This window comes from Streptomyces sp. RLB3-17 (assembly GCF_007113425.2).
Lineage (GTDB): Bacteria > Actinomycetota > Actinomycetes > Streptomycetales > Streptomycetaceae > Streptomyces > Streptomyces mirabilis_D.
The window spans coordinates 8831934-8849181 of the sequence record NZ_CP041610.2; the positions used below are offsets into that span (position 1 = coordinate 8831934).

At 70.5% G+C, this 17248-nt stretch carries 17 protein-coding genes and 3 pseudogenes; 14 read left to right on the forward strand and 6 right to left on the reverse strand.

Going from position 1 to position 17248, the window contains the following annotated elements:
- The first annotated feature begins 319 nt into the window (after positions 1–319).
- Positions 320–1457: pseudogene (locus tag FNV62_RS39560) on the forward strand (MFS transporter).
- 47 nt (positions 1458–1504) lie between these two features.
- On the opposite strand, the gene FNV62_RS39565 reads toward FNV62_RS39560, so the two are convergent.
- The 3 genes from FNV62_RS39565 to FNV62_RS39575 all read right to left on the reverse strand — a co-directional run bounded on the left by FNV62_RS39565 (position 1505) and on the right by FNV62_RS39575 (position 2816).
- Positions 1505–1816, reverse strand: a complete 312-nt coding sequence (locus FNV62_RS39565; protein WP_143628663.1) for an antibiotic biosynthesis monooxygenase — start codon at positions 1814–1816, stop codon at positions 1505–1507.
- Positions 1817–2103: 287 nt separating this feature from the next.
- Complete coding sequence (locus FNV62_RS39570; RefSeq protein WP_143628665.1) at positions 2104–2430, reverse strand: hypothetical protein; 327 nt, start codon at positions 2428–2430, stop codon at positions 2104–2106.
- A 20-nt stretch (positions 2431–2450) separates the two neighbouring features.
- On the reverse strand, positions 2451–2816 hold the full coding sequence (locus FNV62_RS39575; protein WP_143628667.1) for an ArsR/SmtB family transcription factor: 366 nt from the start codon (positions 2814–2816) through the stop codon (positions 2451–2453).
- Between the two features lie 117 nt (positions 2817–2933).
- On the opposite strand from FNV62_RS39575, the pseudogene FNV62_RS39580 reads away from it, so the two are divergent.
- Both FNV62_RS39580 and FNV62_RS39585 read left to right on the forward strand, forming a co-directional pair.
- Positions 2934–3608, forward strand: a pseudogene (locus FNV62_RS39580) (FAD-dependent oxidoreductase); the annotation flags it as partial.
- Positions 3609–3667: 59 nt separating this feature from the next.
- A complete protein-coding gene (locus tag FNV62_RS39585) occupies positions 3668–3892 on the forward strand; it encodes a hypothetical protein (protein WP_143628669.1) in 225 nt (74 codons plus the stop codon).
- 137 nt (positions 3893–4029) lie between these two features.
- Here FNV62_RS39585 and FNV62_RS39590 read toward each other — a convergent pair whose 3' ends face one another.
- A complete protein-coding gene (locus tag FNV62_RS39590) occupies positions 4030–4395 on the reverse strand; it encodes a hypothetical protein (RefSeq protein ID WP_143628670.1) in 366 nt (121 codons plus the stop codon).
- Positions 4396–4957: 562 nt separating this feature from the next.
- Here FNV62_RS39590 and FNV62_RS39595 point away from each other — a divergent pair.
- A complete protein-coding gene (locus tag FNV62_RS39595) occupies positions 4958–5170 on the forward strand; it encodes a hypothetical protein (protein ID WP_143628672.1) in 213 nt (70 codons plus the stop codon).
- 400 nt (positions 5171–5570) lie between these two features.
- Positions 5571–5993 (forward strand): hypothetical protein, encoded by a 423-nt coding sequence (locus FNV62_RS39600; protein WP_143628673.1) that lies wholly within the window; start codon positions 5571–5573, stop codon positions 5991–5993.
- A gap of 402 nt (positions 5994–6395) precedes the next feature.
- On the opposite strand, the pseudogene FNV62_RS39605 reads toward FNV62_RS39600, so the two are convergent.
- Both FNV62_RS39605 and sufC read right to left on the reverse strand, forming a co-directional pair.
- A pseudogene (locus FNV62_RS39605) lies at positions 6396–6938 on the reverse strand (sensor histidine kinase); the annotation flags it as partial.
- Positions 6939–7275: 337 nt separating this feature from the next.
- Positions 7276–8040 (reverse strand): Fe-S cluster assembly ATPase SufC, encoded by a 765-nt coding sequence (gene sufC / locus FNV62_RS39610; protein ID WP_143628676.1) that lies wholly within the window; start codon positions 8038–8040, stop codon positions 7276–7278.
- 654 nt (positions 8041–8694) lie between these two features.
- On the opposite strand from sufC, the gene FNV62_RS39615 reads away from it, so the two are divergent.
- The 9 genes from FNV62_RS39615 to trxA all read left to right on the forward strand — a co-directional run bounded on the left by FNV62_RS39615 (position 8695) and on the right by trxA (position 17248).
- On the forward strand, positions 8695–8862 hold the full coding sequence (locus FNV62_RS39615; RefSeq protein ID WP_164331398.1) for a hypothetical protein: 168 nt from the start codon (positions 8695–8697) through the stop codon (positions 8860–8862).
- A complete protein-coding gene (locus FNV62_RS57200) occupies positions 8859–8990 on the forward strand; it encodes a hypothetical protein (RefSeq protein WP_260691556.1) in 132 nt (43 codons plus the stop codon). The genes FNV62_RS39615 and FNV62_RS57200 overlap by 4 nt, the downstream gene beginning before the upstream one ends.
- Positions 8991–9741: 751 nt before the next feature.
- Positions 9742–10224 (forward strand): general stress protein, encoded by a 483-nt coding sequence (locus FNV62_RS39625; protein WP_143628678.1) that lies wholly within the window; start codon positions 9742–9744, stop codon positions 10222–10224.
- Positions 10225–10277: 53 nt separating this feature from the next.
- Positions 10278–12182: a molecular chaperone DnaK gene (gene dnaK / locus FNV62_RS39630; RefSeq protein WP_143628679.1), complete on the forward strand. Its 1905-nt coding sequence runs from the start codon at positions 10278–10280 to the stop codon at positions 12180–12182.
- 8 nt (positions 12183–12190) lie between these two features.
- The gene (locus tag FNV62_RS39635; RefSeq protein WP_143628681.1) at positions 12191–12802 is read left to right on the forward strand and encodes a nucleotide exchange factor GrpE; all 612 of its coding nucleotides are present in this window, start codon (positions 12191–12193) and stop codon (positions 12800–12802) included.
- 6 nt (positions 12803–12808) lie between these two features.
- Positions 12809–13759, forward strand: a complete 951-nt coding sequence (locus tag FNV62_RS39640) for a DnaJ C-terminal domain-containing protein (protein WP_143628682.1) — start codon at positions 12809–12811, stop codon at positions 13757–13759.
- Entirely contained in the window at positions 13756–14163 is a 408-nt protein-coding gene (locus FNV62_RS39645; protein WP_143628684.1) for a chaperone modulator CbpM, read from the forward strand. Before FNV62_RS39640 ends, FNV62_RS39645 begins: the two co-directional genes overlap by 4 nt.
- Positions 14154–16793, forward strand: a complete 2640-nt coding sequence (clpB, locus tag FNV62_RS39650) for an ATP-dependent chaperone ClpB (RefSeq protein WP_143628685.1) — start codon at positions 14154–14156, stop codon at positions 16791–16793. Before FNV62_RS39645 ends, clpB begins: the two co-directional genes overlap by 10 nt.
- The gene (trxA, locus tag FNV62_RS39655) at positions 16790–17248 is read left to right on the forward strand and encodes a thioredoxin (protein WP_143628687.1); all 459 of its coding nucleotides are present in this window, start codon (positions 16790–16792) and stop codon (positions 17246–17248) included. The genes clpB and trxA overlap by 4 nt, the downstream gene beginning before the upstream one ends.

Here is a 17248-nt window from a genome sequence, read left to right on the forward strand (position 1 = left end):
CCCGCAGAATGGGGAGACCCTGGAGCAGGAGTTGCACTCGGCCGGCGCGGATCCTGCCGAGGTGGAAGCCGGATCGCGCCGTCTTCCGGCGGAAGCTCCTTCAGTTCCAGGAACTCCACACCGAGTTCGACCACGACCTCGTTCTCAACCGGGTGTCCGGGCTCTGGATCCCAGTGGGACAGGCAGGCCCTGAGCTCGATGTGGTCCCCCGGCCGGTCGGACAGGACGAGCGGCGCCGGCGAGTGCGGTTCGGGCACGAGACTCCGGAGCAGAGTTGATGAAGCAGCGCGAGACGGTACGGGCCGCGCCCGCCCGGCAGATGTGGCCGCTGTACGCCGCCGGATTCACCACCGCCTTCGGCGCCCACGGCATTGCCGCCAACCTCGGGGGTTTCTCCGACGACGCGGTCACTTCGCTGATGGTGCTGGGTGGCCTGCTCGCTCTGTACGACGGGGCCGAGGTGCTGCTCAAGCCGGTCTTCGGCACGCTCGCCGACCGCGTCGGCGCCCGCCCGGTGCTGCTGGGAGGGCTTGTCGCCTTCGCCGCCGCCTCCGCCGTATACGCGCTGGCGGACAGCCCCGGCTGGCTGTGGGCGGCGCGTTCTCGGCCAGGGCGCCGCCGCCTCTGCCTTCTCCCCCTCGGCCTCCGCGCTGGTCGCCCGGCTCAACCCGGCGGCGGGGCGCGGCCGGGCCTTCGGCAGTTACGGTTTCTACAAGTCCGTCGGCTACACCCTCGGCCCGCTGCTCGGTGGGGTGCTGGTGTGGGCCGGGGGGCTGCGGCTGCTGTTCACGGTGCTGGCGGTGCTCGGCGCGGCGGTGGCGTTGTGGGCCGCGCTCGCCGTCCCCGTCGTACCCCCGCTGCCCAAGGCCCGGCAGACGGTCCTCGACCTGGCCCGGCGGCTGACCCATCCCGACTTCCTCCGCCCGACCGCGGCGCTGGCCGCGGCGACCGCCGCTCTGTCGGTCGGCGTGGGCTTTCTGCCCGTCTCCGGACGGGCGGCCGGACTGGGCACGGTCGCCACCGGGGTCGCGGTGTCGGTGCTCGCCGCCTGCGCCGCGATCGTCCAGCCCCGGGCCGGCCGCGCCCTGGACGGCGGCCGTCTCACCGCGCGCGGGGGCATCACCGCAGGGCTGCTGATCACCGCCGCCGGTCTGGCCTGCGCGATGCTGCCGGGCCTGCTCGGCGTGCTGTCCGGCGCTGCCCTGATCGGCGTCGGAACCGGCCTGATCACCCCCCTCGGCTTCGCCGCCCTGGCCGCCTCCACACCCACCGAACGGCTCGGCCAGACCATGGGCGCCGCCGAACTCGGCCGTGAACTCGGCGATGCGGGCGGCCCGTTGCTGGTCGCGGCGGTCGCCACGCTCACCACCCTCACCTCCGGCTACGCGGCACTCGCCGTCCTGCTCGCGATCGGACCGGCATGGGGCCTCATACGCAGGGACTCAGGTGCTCGCTGACCGCCCATGCCGATGTGGACACCGGCCCCAACTGGACAGTGTGAGTGTCAGATCGGTTGGGTCTGCGCGATGCGGCGGGCCTTGACGTCGAACAGGGCGAGGGCGGGTTCGGCGCCGACTCCACGGAAGAGCCGGGTCGCTGCCGATCCCTGCGGAGCCGCGCGCACGACGTCGAGGGCGGCGCGGTCCCGCCACAGCGTCTGGATGCGCCAGCGTCCGTCCTGCCCGCCCAGCAGTTCAGTGCGCATCAGCCCATCGGGCAGGGTGTGGGCGACGAGCTCACGGTAGGCGGCGACAAGGTCGGCTTCGCGCTCGGGTGTGACGATGGCGCTGACCTCGGTCAATACCTGTCCGGACATGATCCTCATCTCCTTCTCCGTCCACGCTACGCGGCGACCGCGGCCACGAGGGCCAGGCCCAGGCCCTTTCCCGGAGTGTCAGTCAGCCTGCTCGGGGACCTCATCGGCGACTACGAACTCGCGGTCGCCGGAAATGCAGGTTCCGGCCGCTGGGATGCCGACGAACGGGTGTGACCAACCGCCCGGCGGGGACACCTGCCGGGAGGCTGCTTCACCGGCATCGGACGTCGGGGCATCGGATGATCAGGGCAGGGGCGCCGCTGCGAGGCCCGCCCGCAGGGTGGGTGTCAGTGGCGGTACGGGTCATCCTTGCCTGTGGGGTGGAGCGGGCGTATCCGGTCGGTGGGGTTGCCGGTGCGCGGGCAGCAGGTGGCGCGGTCCGCGCGGCGGCGGCGTACGACGGCGGCGACAGCGACGACGAGCAGGATGACGGCGGTGGCGATCACCCAAGGGCTGGACAGCCAGGCGCCGAGCGCACCCAGCACGCCCGCGGCGAGCAGGACGGGTCCGGCGCAGCACACGAGCATCAACAGGACGGCGCAGATCCCGGCGACAGCCGTGCCGTTGCCGGAGCGCTGATGGGGGCGGAGATGTGGCCGGCGGGTGGCGATCATGGGCGGGCGTTCCGTGAGGGTCAGCCCCGGCTCTCGGGGATCCGGGGACAACAGTCCAGGGCGGCGGCGTTGTCCGCAGCCAGGGAGCGGGCCAGGACGACCAGGTCGGCCACGCGTGGGTCGCCGACGGAGTAGCGCAGCTTGCGGCCGTCGCGGCGGGAGGTGACGTAGCCGCAGTCGACCAGGCAGGACAGGTGGACCGACACCCGGGGCTGGGAGATTCCGGCGTGCTCGACGCACTCGGCCGAGGTGCGCTCGCCCGACAGGATGAACTCCAGCAGCTTGAGCCGGGTGGGGTCGCTCAGAGCACGGAAAAACCGGGCGGTGGCGTCCAGGTGGGTGCACGGGACCGCCGCGGTCTCGAGTACGGCACGAGCTTGGGGCACGGGGCTCCTCCTCACCCTGGAACTATTCGCCTACTCGAATAGTATGAAGCCACTGACTTATTCGGCAACCCGTATAGCTGGCTTCTGCGGTCGAGGCCGACGCCAGGAGGCAGCGCGATGATCACGAGGGGACCCGGCTTCGACCTGGCGGTCGTCGGCTCCGGTTCGGCGGCCTTCGCCGCCGCGATCGCGGCCACTGGCCAGGGCAGGCGGGTGGTGATGGTGGAGCGCGGCGCCGTTGGCGGCACCTGCGTCAATGTCGGGTGTGTGCCGTCGAAGGCCCTGCTGGCGGCGGCCGACGCCCGGCACTCCGCAGCCACCGCAGGACGGTTCCCGGGCCTGGCACCGGCTCATCTGCCGCTGGACTTCGCGGAGTTGATCGGCGGTAAGGACGCCCTGGTAACCCGGCTACATGCCGAGAAGTACCTCGACCTGGCGGCCCACTACGGCTGGGAGATCGTGCACGGCACCGCCGCCTTCACCGGGAACACCGACGATCCGGTGCTGGAGGTGGCGCTGAACGACACCGGCATCAGGCGGATTGAGGCCGCCCACTACCTGATCGCCACCGGCTCCGCCCCGTGGGCGCCGCCCGTCGACGGCTTGGCGGAAGCCGGGTATCTGACCTCGACCACCGCCATGGAACTCGGCGCCCTGCCCAGGTCGCTGCTCGTGGTCGGCGGCAACGCCGTCGGCCTGGAGCAGGCCCAGCTCTTCGCCCACCTCGGCACCACAGTGACCGTGATCGAAGCCCTGGACCGCGCTGCACCCTGCGCGAGACCCTCGACAGCACCACTCGTCTGCACGTCCCGATCTGGTCCGGACTCGTCGGCCTGATCGTCAGCGGGGCAATGCTCCATCCCGACTTCGCCTCCGCCCTCACCCGCACCAAGCTGGCCCTTGTCCTGATCCTCACTCTCAACGGACTGCAGGCCGGCCTTCTCAACAAGCGCATGCATGACGAGGCGGCACCTCTGGCGAGACGGACCCTGATCTGGGGAGCCGCTACGGCCCTGGTCTCTCAGGTCTGCTGGTGGGGCGCCGTCGTCATCGGGTTCACCAACAGCCAGCACTAGGGTGTGCCACCTCCTGGCCCGGGAGCGAGGTCGGCGCAGCCGCCTCTTGTGCCGACAACGCCGACCGGCAACTGGAAGAGCCGCACCTGACGCCGTGCTCAGTTCCTGTCCGCCTCGCCGTCAGCCGTTGGGGGAGCTCAGGACGCGGCCGCGGAGCGGGAGCCGACGAGCAGCAGGCACAGTACGGCGACCCCTGCGACGACGCCTGCCTGGACGAGCAGCGGGTCGAGCGGCCGGGCGGAGGTGGCGTTGTCGGCGGCTGTCGGGACCTGCGCCTGGACTGTGGGCGTCGTGGTCTGAGCGGTGGAGGGCGGGCTGCTGGACGCGGCCGGTACGGCGGCCGCCGATGCGGTGTCGTGCGGGTGCGCGGACGTGGTGCCCCGGGCGGGGGTGTGCGGGGCAGTCGCCTTGGTGGGGCCCGAGGAGTCGCTGTGCCGGTGGGCGGGCGCCGCGGTGGTCGGCCTCTGGACGGCGGCGGCCTGGACCACGAGCTGGGCGGTCATGCCGGGGTGCACGGTGCAGACGCAGCCACGCTTTGCCGAACTGCCCAGACTGCGCCGGCTCGATGTGCGGAGCAACCGTATTGCCCGGCTGACTGGGCTGGGGCGTCCGGGTACCCTCGCTGGAGAAGCCGGACCTGCGCTGGAAGCCGTGCGAGCTCTCCCCGTGGACGCTGACCGAGCTGGATCAGCGGGAGTTGCGTCGTCCTGACCTGAGCGGACTGCCCCCCCCACACGAGGGTCCACCCGCGCCGGAGCCGCCCAGCGGATCAAAGGCGGCGCGATCCCCGAACAGGTCGCCGCAGAAGCTCGGCGTCAGCCGCTCCGCGCTGTACCGAGACCTACGCAAGCACCGCGAGAGCACCAGCCACGAAGGCTGATCAGTGATCCAAGCCGCATCCCTGCTGGTCAGCGATATCCGTTGTTTTCGCAGTGAGTACTACGGGGACCCCAACACCTTGCGGCGCTTGGTACCGATGACGGACTCTGGTCGTAGTCGTCCACAGGCACGGGCGGAGTACACAGCTGCCCTGCCTTGCTGCTCCTGCGGTCCGCGGGGTGCGAAATGAAAGTCGAAATGATCCAACAGGCTGCCAACGTGCTGTTCGGCGTCCCGGACGATGTGCATGAGGAGATCATCACGCTCATCACTGCTGTGGCCCGGGCCCCGAAGCCACAGGCCCCGGAGCTGGCCGCAGTATTCGGTGAATGGTGCTGGGTTGTCTACACCAGCCACGGTGACGTGATCGAAGTGCTGGACGTCGGCTGCGCCCGGTGACGTCAGCGGCGTGCGGGGCTCTTGCGCTGTGGTCTGGCGTGCTGGGCCTGTACGTGGTCTTCCTCGGGGCCGTGTTCAGCGGCATCCGGCTCGTACTCTTCGGTTGGTTCGTGATCGCCTCAGCGACTGCGGAGAGGGCAGGGCACGCTCCAAGTACTCCTGCGGGGCGTCCCAGTGCGCGAGGCCATGACCGCCAACCCTCTCGTGGCCGCAGCCGACACCACCGCGCCGGCTTCCTCGCCGACCCCGCTTTCCGCTGCCGTCACTCGGCCTTCTCCGTCACCGACAAAATGCCGTGGGGCGCCGACCGCATTTGGGGTGCCTCCCATCTGGTGCCGGCAGGACGTCCCCGCTTATGGCCTCGCGGTGAGGCCGGAGGGAGCATGGAGGAGAGGGAATAATGATGGCGCGGATCCTCGTCAAGGGTGACGACCTCGTCGTACGTCTGTCGTGGTGGGAGAAGGCGGCCGCAGGCCGCGGCACAGTGCGCGTGCTATTGGCGGCGGTGTGCCGGGTGACGGTGGAACCCGACTGGTGGCGCGCCCTGCGCGGAGTCGCTCAGCGCGGCGTCTGGATTCCCGGTGCGCTGTGCATCGGCACGCGGGGCCACCACGGCGGAAAGGATTTCGTGGCGGTGCGGCCCGGCAGGCCCGTGGTGTGCATCGAACTGTGGCCCACGGCTCCTTTCAGCCTGATCGCTGTCTCCGTGCGGGACGACGCCGAGGCCACGGCACGATGGCTCTGGCGTCTGGCACCGAAGATCGACTCTTCCACCTGTCGGCGGCAGGCTATTCCCGTCCCTGAGGAGACAGACCATTCCTGAAGAGATCCGGCCATGAATGAAAGCCGCTGAGTGAGCGGTGCGCAGGAGCAGTCATGAGGGTCGTGACTCTTTCGCCCCCGAACGCTGCTCATCCGCCTCGGGAGGCCGGTCGTACGCGCGCAGCAGTGTTCGATGCGGCGGTTGTTGATGGACTACCAGTCGTAGAGGCACTGTGCGTACCAGGGCAGGAGAACCCAGATGCTGTTGCCGGCCCGCTGAGTGAGCTCGGCGCTGCGCGGTGGCGGAACGGCGCGCCGACGACTCGCCGCGCTGATCGGCGGGCTGCTGCGTTCAGTCGGCGAGACGATCACCCACCAGGGGCGCATGGCCAGGCAGACGTCCACTGCCGTGGTGGCCTGTCCCGGTCAGCGCATCGCCTGCGCCGACCCGCTGCCGCCTCGGCTATGAAGTCGCCGTCGTCGGCAGGTCCCACTGAACCGTCGACGCGCGGCCGTTGGCCGACGGCAGCGTGAGTACCATCGTCAGGCCGCCGCCGGGCGTGTCCTCGGCGTTGAGCGTGCCGCCCATGGTCTCGGCGAAGCCTCGGACCGCGAGGCCGAGACCCACCTCATTGGGGCGAGGGGCGTCGCCGTAGCGCTGGAAGGGCTCGAAGATGCGGCCCTTGTCCTCGTCCGGGACGCCCGGCCCGCGGTCCACGACGCGGACCTCCACCCGGTCGGCGATGGCGCTCGCCGACACCAGGACCGGCTCGTCGTTGGAGCTGTGCTTCACCGCGTTCTCGACAACGTCGGCGACCGACCGCTCAAGCAGGCCCTTGCCGACAGCGACCATGGGCAGGGTCTCGGAAATGTCCAGGACGACGGTCGTCTCCGGGTCCGGTATGCCGCCGAGGGCCATGGGGGCCACCTCATCAAGGTCCACTTCGCGGATCAGCGGGGTGCCGGTGCCGGTCTGGAGGCGGGACATGTCGAGGAGGTTGACCACCCTGACGGGCAGAAACTGCGCCGGTCACCCCCCCGCCGGTCGGTTATGGGCGCCCACCCGGCCAGACCAATGGACTTCATGTCGACAGCTCGGCGTCATCACTTCCACAGGCGCGGGATACGACCTCAACACCCGTGCCGCGACGGCGCCGTACTTACGACCGCGATGTTGGACCGCAGCTGGACCACCGCAAACTGCCCGCCCCTCTGTCGGCACGCGCCACTGGTGAGTCGACGGTCCCGTGGTGACCGGCGCGGCAGGGCTTGGCGTCCCCGTTCCCGGTACCCGAACGACCTCCTTGACGCAGCCGACGTCCGGCCTGCACGAGGTGGGACGGTCAGCCGTCGCCGACGCCCTTGACGTATGCCTTGTATCCCTCCTCCTCCAGTTTGTCCGCGAGCTCTGGGCCGCCGGATTCGATGATCCGGCCCGCGGCGAAGACGTGGACGTGGTCGGGGTGGACGTAGCGCAGGATGCGCGTGTAGTGGGTGATCAGCAGTGTGGCGGTCTGCCCGGTGGCGCGGACCCGGTTGACGCCTTCGGACACGATGCGCAGGGCGTCGATGTCCAGCCCGGAGTCGGTCTCATCAAGGATCGCGATGCGCGGATTGAGCAACTCCAGCTGGAGGATCTCGTGGCGCTTCTTCTCCCCGCCGGAGAAGCCCTCGTTGACGTTGCGCTCGGCGAAGGACGGGTCGATGTGGAGCCTCTCCATCGCCTCGCGGACCTCTTTCAACCAGATGCGCAAGCGAGGGGCCTCGCCGCGGACGGCGGTGGCGGCGGAGCGCAGGAAATTGGACACGGAGACCCCGGGGACCTCAACGGGGTACTGCATGGCGAGGAACATCCCGGCGCGGGCTCTCTCGTCGACCTTCATCGCCAGCACGTCCTCCCCGTCCAGGGTGACCGTGCCGGAAGTGACCTTGTACTTGGGGTGGCCGGCGAGGGCGTATGCAAGGGTCGTCTTGCCGGATCCGTTCGGCCCCATGATCGCGTGAGTGTCACCTTGCTGCACGGTCAGGTCGACCCCGCGCAGGATCTCGCGCGGACCGGTGTCGGTCTGGACCGAACAGTGCAGGCCGTGGATCTCCAACGTTGCCATGGCGCACCTCACCGCCTTGGAATGCACGGAATGTGGCTGACGCATCAGCCCGGCTCCCGAGCGGGGCGGGGCTAAGCCACGCGTTGGCCGTTGACCTCCTCGCCAGGGCGGTTCCACGGGCCGGCGACGCGGGCGCCTTGTCCGCACCGGCCGGTGCAGCATGGTCCTGCTCGCCGGACCCCGGACACCCGCACCGCGATCACCGCGCGCTGCTCAGCGGGCCACCGCCCGGGATACCTGTTCATCGCCTCGCCTTCCCTCCGCGCGCAGAGCAGCCTGGCGCTGGCCGGCGTCACTTCCAGCATGCCGCGCCGCCCGGCCGGGTGCGCGTTGCGCGACGGCGGCCAACCCGTTGGCGATCGTGTCCTGGGCCGCCGTTTCGCGGGCACTTCCGCGACGGGCAGTGCTGGGCGATGCGGCGGGGCTCCTCGTCAGGATCGCGGCGGACGCCTGAACCTGGGCGACGGCCGTCGCCGTCCGGCCCTACTCGGTAGAAATCTCGTCTATGCCCTCGATTACCCCGTCCTCGGTTACGCGGCTCCACGGAGCAAGACTGTATGTGAGGAGACACCGCGCAGGTCCGGTCGCGCGCACGCCGCCGTGGCCCACCGGCACGCGTGGACGGACGCACGCTCAGTCGTGCAGGAGACAGCGATGAACAACGCGCCGCAGATCGGGCGAGTCCTTGGGGTGCCCCTGCGCCTCCACTGGAGCGTGCCCGTGCTGGTGTTCCTCTTCGGCTACAGCCTGGGCGGCCAGACCCTTCCCGCCTGGGCGCCGGGACATTCCCTCGAGGCAGCGACGTCGGCCATGAGCGCGTGAACAGCCCGCTGGTACCCCAGCTCAGCCACGACGGAGATCAGCTGCCGCTGGAGGGCTGTGCGTTCCTCCCTCAGCCGGTGCAGCTCCAGCGCGTCCTCGCGTTGGCGGCGGTGTGTGAAGGCGACTGACAGAGCAGCAGCGGTGTGTCGGACGAGCGTGGCGAGCAGGGAGCGCTCGGCCTCGGTGGGCCGGGAGCGGGACGTCACCACGAGGTAGCCGTGGAGTCCCTCAAGTCCGCGCAGCCCCAGGGCCCAGCCCCAGGGCCCAGCCCCAGGGCCGACCGGGTACGGTCACAGGGCCGTCTTGCCCGGTCAGCTCCCGCACCCTCCGGTCCACGGCCAAGGCATGGATCTGCCCGTCCCTCGGGCTGGGGACCAGGTCGCCGTCCACCCTGAGGTATCCGGCCTTGGCGCTGTATGGCCCTGCGGCGGCTACGTGGTCCATGGCCAGGCGCAGGATCTCGCCTTTGTCCCGGGTGCCGAACAGGGCGCGGGAGAGCACCATCAGTTCGTGGAGGGCATGGGCGGCTGGGGTTGGAACGGGTGGGCGGCCCTCTCCGCGCGGCCGTGGGGTGCCGCCCCGGCGCTGCCCCGCGGAAGGCTGCCCTCTCGGTCGGAGCGGCGGCGGTACAGGTTGTGCGCCCGGCTGCCGGCCATGGGATCACTGCGTTCTCCCCGAGCCTTCAGAGAGGCGAGCGGTGTTCCGGGTACCCGCTCTCGGGCCGGCTCATCCGAGGTGTTCGGACTCTTCCTCTAGTACTCGTGGGGCGACGGAAGCCGTGCTTTTCTGACTCGCCAGGCGCAGGCGTGGAGCCACTCGGCCCGCAACCCTGGGAAGTGTTCGAAACCCTCCGTGCGCACCGGCAGGAAGGGCTGGGCGATGACCGAGCAGCATCGCAGGCCGGTTGCCTCGTACAAGACGTGCCGGGAAGCCGAACGCGCCGTTGACCACCTCGCTGACCACGGGTTTCCCGTGGAGAGGGTGGCGATCATCGGCCGGGACGTGCGCCTGGTCGAGCAGGTGATCGGCCGGATGGACTACGGCAGGGCCGCCCTTCATGGAGCGGCGAGAGGTGTGCTCCCCGGTGTCCTGATCGGCTGGCTCTTCGGCCTTGTGAACTGGCTTGACCCCGTCGTCTCCGTCCTGCTCCTCGCCCTGTACGGGCTGATCTTCGGAGCGATCGTCGGCGCGCTGTTCGGCATGCTGCTGCACGCCCTGCAAGGCGGTCGCCGGGATTTCGCCTCGCTCCGCTCGATGCAGCCGAGCCGGTACGAGGTCGTGGTGGACGAGGAGGTCGCCGACGAGGCTGTACGGCTGATCGGCGGGCTGCAGACCACCGGCGGAGGTCCCAGTCGTACCTGAACGAACGTGATCCGGAGAGTCGGCGCATACCGCCGCACCGGGAGGAGTTCCTCATGGCCAAGGCAGTGGGCATCGACCTGGGCACCACCAACTCGGTGATCGCCGTGTGGGAGGGCGGCGAACCGTCCGTCGTGCCCAACAACGAGGGCAACCGCACGACACCGTCCGTGGTGGCCTTCACCGACACCGGCGAGCGCCTGGTGGGCCAGCTGGCCCGGCGCCAGGCGATCCTCAATCCCAAGGGCACCATCTACTCGGCCAAGCGGTTCATCGGCCGGCACTTCGACGAGATATCCGACGAGGCCAGGGCGGTGGCGTACGACGTCGTGGAGGGCGACGGCGGGGCGGCCCGCTTCAAGGTGCGCGACAAGCTCTATGCGCCTGAGGAGATCAGTGCACAGGTGCTGCGCAAACTCGCCGACGACGCCTCCAAGCAGCTGGGGGAGCGGGTCACGGAGGCGGTCATCACGGTGCCCGCCTACTTCAACGACGCTCAGCGCACCGCCACCAAGGACGCCGGACGGATCGCGGGACTGGAGGTGCTGCGGATCATCAACGAGCCGACGGCGGCCGCCCTCGCGTACGGCATGGACAAGAAGCAGCACGAGACCGTCCTCGTCTTCGACCTGGGCGGCGGCACCTTCGACGTGAGCATCCTCGACGTCGGCGACGGCGTGGTGGAGGTGCGCTCCACCGCCGGCGACAGCCACCTGGGCGGCGACGACTTCGACCGGCGTCTGGTGGATTACCTCGCGGACGACTTCCAGAAGGAGAACGGCATCGACCTGCGCAAGGACCCGCAGGCGCTGCAACGACTGTTCGAGGCGGCGGAGAAGGCCAAGACCGAACTCAGCTCGGTGACACAGACGCAGGTCAGCCTGCCGTTCATCACCGCCGACGCCTCGGGCCCCAAGCACCTCACCGACTCGATCATGCGGTCCACGTTCGAGCAGATCACCAGCGACCTGGTGGAGCGTTGCCTGGGACCGGTCCAGCAGGCAATCGCCGACGCCAAGGTCGGCGAGAGCGACATCGACGAGGTCATCCTCGTAGGCGGCTCCACACGTATCCCGGCGGTCCAGGCCCTTGTGCGCCGGCTGACCGGTGGCAAGGAACCCAACATGAGCGTCAACCCCGATGAGGTCGTGGCCCTGGGCGCCGCGATCCAGGCCGGGGTGCTCAAGGGCGAGGTCAAGGACGTGCTGCTGCTCGATGTCACGCCCCTGTCGCTGGGTGTCGAGACGCGCGGCGGAGTGATGACGAAGATCATCGAGCGGAACACCACCATCCCGGTGCGCCGCAGCGAGACCTTCTCCACCGCCGAGGACAACCAGCCGGCCGTCGATGTGGTGGTCCTCCAGGGCGAGCGCGAGCGGGCCGCTGACAACCGGGTGCTCGGCCGGTTCCAGCTCACCGACATCCGGCCGGCGCCGCGGGGCGAACCACAGATCGAGGTCACCTTCGACATCGACGCCAACGGCATCCTCGACGTCAGGGCCCGCGACCGGGACACCGGCAAGGAACAGGGCATCACCATCAGCGAGAGCTCCAACCTGGACCGCAGTGAGGTCGAACGCATGGTCCAGGAGGCCGAGCGCAACCGGGGCCAGGACCAGGCACTCCGCGAGGCCGTCGACGCCCGCAACGAGCTCGACGCCGTCGCGTACCAGGTCGAGAAGCGTCTCGCCGAACTGGGTGACGCAGCGCCCGCGCACGAGAAGGCACGCGCCGAGATGCTCGTGTCCGACGCCCGGACGGCGGTCAAGGAAGAGGCGGGCGTGGAGCGCGTGCGGCCCCTGACCTCCGAACTCCAGCAGGTCTACGCCGGGCTTGCCGCCCACCAGGCCGAAGCCGCGGCGGCGAGTGGTCCGTCGGGCACCACCGGGCCGGACGGCTCCGGGCAGGGCGGGGCCGGCGCCGACGAAGACGTGATCGACGCCGAGTTCGACAAGAGCTGAGGCGCGCCATGCCCAGCCACCCCCAGGAACCCGACCGGGCCGCGTCGGATCCGGTCGAACCGGTACCGGAAGGCGCCGTACGCCCTCCTCGCGGGGACTTGCCGCAACCGGGCCCGCCGCCCCGGCCGGAAGCGGCGAACGGCGAACCGGGACCCGACGCCGCCGGCCCCGCGCCTGCCGAGGACGAGTACACGACCGCGATCCAGGAACTGGAGGACCGCTGGCGGCGCGCACTCGCCGACCTCGACAACCTTCGCAAGCGTCACGCCAGGGAACTGGAGCGCGAACGGGCGGTCGAGCGTTCCCGCACGGCGGCCGCCTTCCTGCCCGTCCTCGACAACCTCGAACTCGCCCTGACCCACGCCGGCGCCGATCCGGGCGCGATCGTGGAGGGCATCCGGGCGGTCCGCGACCAGGCGGTGAACGTCCTCGAACGGCTCGGCTACCCGCGGCGGGCGGAGACCGGCGTCGCCTTCGACCCGGCCCGGCACGAGGTGATCGGCGTCGTCCAGGACCCCGACGCGGCACCGGGCACCGTCGTCGAGGTGCTGCGCCCCGGCTACGGGGACGGCGAGCGGCAGCTCAGGCCGGCCGCGGTGACCGTCGCGAAGCGGGAGTGACCGGTCATGGCACGGGACTACTACGAGGTGCTGGGCGTGTCGCGGAGCGCGAGCCAGGACGAGATCCAGCAGGCATATCGCAAACTCGCCCGCAGGTACCACCCCGACGTCAACAAGGACCCCGGGGCGGAGGAACGCTTCAAGGACCTCAACGAGGCATACAGCGTCCTGTCCGATCCCAAGACCCGGGCCCGCTACGACCGCTTCGGCGAGAATTTCCGCAAGATCCCCGAGGACTTCGACGAACGGGTCGCGGCGGGGACAGGCGGCTTCCGCGGTCGGAGGGCCGCAGGCGCGGGCGGTCCTCGCGTCCGGTACGCCACCGGCTTCGGCGACGACTTCGGAGCGGAAGGCATCGACATCGAGGACCTGCTCGGCTCCATGTTCGGAGCCGGCGCCGCCCGAGGCGGCGTCCCCGGAGCGGACCAGGAGGCCGAACTGCCGCTCACCGTCGAGGAGGCGTACCGAGGCGGCCGCCGCACCGTCACGCTCGCCGGTCCCACCGGGCAGCCGCGGCGGTACGAGGTCGACGTGCCGCCGGGCGTCACCGACGGGCAGCGCATCCGGCTGGCGGGCGAGGGCGGCCGGGGCAGTGGTGACGCCCCCGCGGGCGACCTGTACCTGCGGGTGCGTATCCAGCCCCACCCCCGGTTCCGGCTGGACGGCCGCGACGTGCACGTCCAGGTCCCGGTCGCCCCCTGGGAGGCGGCCCTGGGTGCGACCGTGCCGGTGCCCACCCCCGGCGGTGGCACGGCCAAGGTCACGGTGCCCGCGGGCTCGTCCAGCGGCCGGCGGCTGCGGCTGCGCGGAGAGGGCATGCCGAACCCGCGCGGCGCGAACGGCGACCTGTACGCCGAACTCCGCATCATGGTGCCGCCCACCCTCGGCGACCGGGAGCGCGAACTGTTCGAGGAGCTCGCCGCCACCTCCTCGTTCGACCCCAGGAGGACGCGATGAACGACCGACCCGCGGGAGCGGCAGGCATCGGCCGGGCCGGCGTGGGCGCCCGTCCGGTACGAACGGGCGCCGACGTCACCGCCTCGACGGCTGTCCGGTACGCGCTCGTGCCCGCCCCCAGGCTCTCCCTGGACGCCGTGGCCCGTCGCTCGGGCCTCCCCCCCGATCTGATCGGCCGGTTCGTCGCCCTCGGCCTGGTCGACGCCGAACGCGACGACGCGGGGCACCTGGTGTTCGACCCCACGGCCCCGGCGGTCCTCGCCCGCATCCAGCGGCTGCGCTCCGGACTCTGCCTCAACTACGCATCCATCGGCCTGGTGCTCGACCTGCTCGACCGCATCAGCCTGCTCGAAGCCGCCCTGCGCGGCCGCGGCACGAGGAGTGAAACACACCCATGGACATGAACCGTCTCACCCAGAAGTCCCAGGAAGCCCTCCAGGAGGCCCAGACCGCGGCCGTCCGCATGGGCCAGACCGAGGTCGACGGGGAACACCTGCTGCTCGCACTTCTCGATCAGGAGGACGGTCTGATCCCGCGGTTGCTGCAACAGGCGGGCACCGAGCCGAAGGAACTGCGCGCGGCCGTGCGCGAGGAACTCTCCCGCCGCCCGAAGGTCACCGGCCCCGGCGCGGCACCCGGCCAGGTCTTCGTCACTCAGCGCCTCGCCCGCCTGCTCGATGCCGCCGAACGGGAGGCCAAACGCCTCAAGGACGAGTACGTGTCCGTGGAGCACCTCCTGCTCGCCCTGGCCGAGGAGGGCTCTTCAACCGCCGCCGGGCGACTGCTCAAACAGGCCGGCATCACCACGGACTCGTTCCTGAGCGCGCTCACCCAGGTCCGCGGCAACCAGCGCGTCACCTCCGCCAACCCCGAAGTGGCCTACGAGGCGCTGGAGAAGTACGGCCGCGATCTCGTCGCCGAGGCCAGGGACGGCAGGCTCGACCCGGTCATCGGCCGGGACGCCGAGATCCGCCGCGTCACCCAGATCCTCAGCCGCAAGTCCAAGAACAACCCGGTCCTCATCGGCGACCCCGGCGTCGGCAAGACCGCCATCGTCGAGGGTCTCGCCCAGCGCATCGTCCGCGGCGACGTGCCCGAAGGACTGCGCGACAAGACCGTGTTCGCCCTCGACATGGGCTCCCTGGTCGCCGGCGCCAAGTACCGCGGTGAGTTCGAGGAACGCCTCAAGGCCGTGCTGTCTGAGGTGAAGGCCGCCCAGGGGCGCATCCTGCTCTTCGTCGACGAACTGCACACGGTCGTCGGCGCGGGCGCCGCCGAAGGGGCCATGGACGCGGGCAACATGCTCAAGCCGATGCTCGCCCGCGGCGAACTCCACATGATCGGCGCCACCACCCTCGACGAGTACCGCAAGCACATCGAGAAGGACGCCGCCCTCGAACGCCGCTTCCAGCAGGTCCTGGTCGACGAGCCGAGCGTGGAGGACACCATCTCCATCCTGCGCGGACTGCGCGAACGCCTGGAGGTCTTCCACGGCGTGAAGATCCAGGACACCGCGCTGGTCTCCGCGGCCACCCTCAGCCACCGCTACATCACCGATCGATTCCTGCCCGACAAGGCCATCGACCTCGTCGACGAGGCGTGCGCCCGGCTGCGTACCGAGATCGACTCGATGCCCGCCGAACTCGACGAGCTCACCCGCCGCGTCACCCGCCTGGAGATCGAGGAGGCGGCCCTCTCCAAGGAGACCGACCCCGCCAGCGAAGCCCGCCTGGAGGAGCTGCGCAGGGAACTGGCCGACCTGCGCGGCGAGGCCGACGCCAAACACGCCCAGTGGGAGGCCGAACGGCAGGCGATCCGCCGCGTGCAGGACCTGCGCCAGGAACTGGAGCAGGTCCGCCACGAGGCGGAGGAGGCCGAACGCGCCTACGACCTCAACCGCGCCGCCGAGCTCCGCTACGGCCGCCTCCAGGACCTGGAGCGCCGACTCGCCGCAGAGGAGGAGCAACTGGCCGCCAAACAAGGGCAGAACCGGCTGCTGCGCGAGGTCGTCACCGAGGAGGAGATCGCCGAGATCGTCGCCGCCTGGACCGGCATCCCAGTCGCCCGCCTCCAGGAGGGCGAACGCGAGAAACTGCTGCGCCTCGACGAGATCCTGCGCGAGCGCGTCATCGGCCAGGACGAGGCCGTCAAGCTCGTCACCGACGCCATCATCCGCGCCCGCTCCGGCATCCGCGACCCTCGCCGCCCCATCGGCTCGTTCATCTTCCTCGGCCCCACCGGCGTCGGGAAGACCGAGCTGGCCAAGACCCTCGCCCAGACCCTGTTCGACTCCGAGGAGAACATGGTCCGCCTCGACATGAGCGAGTACCAGGAGCGGCACACCGTCAGCCGGCTCATGGGCGCACCGCCCGGCTACGTCGGCTACGAGGAAGGCGGCCAGCTCACCGAGGCCGTACGCCGCAAGCCGTACTCGGTTGTGCTGTTCGACGAGATCGAGAAGGCGCACACCGATGTCTTCAACACCCTGCTGCAGATCCTCGATGACGGCCGTATCACCGATGCTCAGGGCCGCACCGTCGACTTCCGGAACACCGTGATCATCATGACGTCCAACATCGGCTCCGAGCACCTCCTCGACGGCGCCACTGCCGAGGGTGAGATCAAGCCGGACGCCCGCGCCCTGGTGATGGGCGAGCTGCGCGGGCACTTCCGCCCGGAGTTCCTCAACCGCGTCGACGACATCGTGCTGTTCAAGCCGCTCGGTGAGCGGCAGATCGAGCGGATCGTGGAGCTGCAGTTCGACGAGCTGCGGCAGCGGCTCGCCGAACGCCGCATCACCGTCGAACTCACCGACTCCGCCCGGGAAGTGATCGCCCACCACGGCTACGACCCGGTCTACGGGGCCCGGCCGCTGCGGCGTTACATCTCCCACGAGGTCGAGACGCTGGTCGGGCGCGCCCTGCTGCGCGGCGACGTCCAGGACGGCGCGACGGTGCGCGTCGACGCCGAGCACGCAGAGCTGGTGGTCACCTACGACCAGCCCGAGGACGTGAAGGGAGCGAGGGCGGCATGAGCACGATGCAGGCGACAACCGTCAGTTGTCCGAACTGCGGGCGCACCAACCGGGTACCGGTTGCCGCCGAGGGCCGCCCCAGGTGCGGCAACTGCAAGCAGCCTCTGCCATGGATGGCCGACGCGGGCGACGACGACTTCACCGAGGTCGTCGAGCAGGCCACCGTGCCCGTCGTCGTCGACCTGTGGGCCACCTGGTGCGGCCCCTGCCGCATGGTGAGCCCCGCGCTGGAGGAGGTCGCCGCCGATCTCGCGGGAACGATCAAGCTGGTCAAGGTCGACATCGACAAGAACCCGCGCCTGGCGCGGCGGTTCGAGGTCCAGGCGGTACCGACGCTTCTGGTCCTCGACAAAGGACAGACCATCGCCCGGCAGGCGGGTGCCGCACCTGCCCCTGCCCTGCGGCGGTGGGTGGAGCAGTCGATCGCGGGCCGCGAACCGGCCGGGAAAGGGTGA